This is a genomic window from Burkholderia sp. Ac-20349 (assembly GCF_017104865.1).
Taxonomy (GTDB): Bacteria; Pseudomonadota; Gammaproteobacteria; order Burkholderiales; family Burkholderiaceae; genus Burkholderia; species Burkholderia aenigmatica.
The window spans coordinates 1-1,182 of the sequence record NZ_JAAGPM010000348.1 but is presented as its reverse complement, the minus strand read 5'-3'; the positions used below and the strand labels follow the sequence as shown (position 1 = coordinate 1,182).

The window sequence follows — 1,182 nt, the reverse complement described above, 5'->3', positions numbered from 1 at the left end:
TTACTCGATGATCTTGGCGACGACGCCGGCGCCGACCGTACGGCCGCCTTCGCGGATTGCGAAGCGCAGACCTTCTTCCATCGCGATCGGAGCGATCAGCTTCACCGTGATCGACACGTTGTCGCCCGGCATCACCATTTCCTTGTCCTTCGGCAGCTCGATCGAGCCCGTCACGTCCGTCGTACGGAAGTAGAACTGCGGACGGTAGTTGTTGAAGAACGGCGTGTGACGGCCGCCTTCGTCCTTGCTCAGCACGTACACTTCAGCCGTGAAGTGCGTGTGCGGCGTGATCGAACCCGGCTTCGCCAGAACCTGGCCACGCTCCACGTCTTCACGCTTCGTGCCGCGCAGCAGGATACCAACGTTGTCGCCTGCTTGACCTTGGTCCAGCAGCTTGCGGAACATTTCAACGCCCGTGCAGGTCGTCTTCACCGTCGGCTTGATACCCACGATTTCGATTTCTTCGCCGACCTTCACGATGCCGCGCTCAACGCGACCCGTCACAACCGTACCACGGCCCGAGATCGAGAACACGTCTTCCACCGGCATCAGGAACGCGCCGTCAACTGCACGCTCCGGCGTCGGGATGTACGTGTCCAGCGCGTCGGCCAGGCTCATGATCGCCACTTCGCCCAGCTCGCCCGTGTCGCCTTCCAGCGCCAGCTTTGCCGAACCCTTCACGATCGGCGTGTCGTCGCCCGGGAAGTCGTACTTCGACAGGAGTTCGCGAACTTCCATCTCGACCAGCTCGAGCAGTTCAGCGTCGTCCACCATGTCGCACTTGTTCAGGAACACGATGATGTACGGAACGCCAACCTGACGTGCCAGCAGGATGTGCTCACGCGTCTGCGGCATCGGGCCGTCAGCTGCCGAGCAAACCAGGATCGCGCCGTCCATCTGCGCTGCGCCCGTGATCATGTTCTTCACATAGTCAGCGTGGCCCGGGCAGTCGACGTGTGCGTAGTGGCGGTTAGCCGTTTCGTACTCGACGTGTGCCGTGTTGATCGTGATGCCGCGCGCCTTTTCTTCCGGTGCCGCGTCGATCTGGTCGTATGCCTTCGCTTCGCCGCCGAACTTCTTCGTCAGAACCGTCGTGATCGCTGCCGTCAGCGTCGTCTTGCCGTGGTCAACGTGACCAATCGTACCAACGTTCACGTGCGGCTTGGTCCGCTCGAATTTACC

Annotated in this window: 1 protein-coding gene; it reads right to left on the bottom strand. The window is 61.5% G+C overall.

The genetic code is table 11. The features are described from left to right. Window positions 1–1,182: elongation factor Tu (tuf, locus tag G3N61_RS39145; protein ID WP_027805213.1), on the bottom strand; the 1,182-nt coding region annotated here is incomplete at its 5' end.